Raw genomic sequence first — 345 nt, forward strand, 5'->3', positions numbered from 1 at the left:
TAGTACTCGTCTAGATTTAACCGTGTTAGCTTGGAAGTCTTTATAGTAGCCTTTTATGTAAGCCATTTTTCCTACCAGTATCAATGAAAATTGAGTGAGCATTGCTATCATGAGTAAAATATTTACTCGTTTTAAACTTGAGCTTCGGCAAAAATTTAGTGCTAGGCCGTAACGTTCATTTTTTGTATCTCTAAAACCTTCTTCTATCTGCATTCGTTGATTGTATAAGTTGACAAGCCGCTATGCAGGCCACTCTAATTCAGGCATATTGCTCACTAACAACCAAGGCTCTCTACCGCCTTTAGCATACTCTAAGCTTACGCTTCTTCTACTTTTTTTACCGTC

1 pseudogene is annotated in these 345 nt (G+C 37.7%); it reads right to left on the reverse strand.

Going from position 1 to position 345, the window contains the following annotated elements:
• Positions 1 to 225, reverse strand: a pseudogene (locus tag MTCD1_RS21905) (IS4-like element ISPtu1 family transposase); the annotation flags it as partial.
• Positions 226 to 345: the final 120 nt, after the last annotated feature.

It is taken from the genome of Colwellia marinimaniae, assembly GCF_002207865.1.
GTDB lineage: Bacteria > Pseudomonadota > Gammaproteobacteria > Enterobacterales > Alteromonadaceae > Colwellia > Colwellia marinimaniae.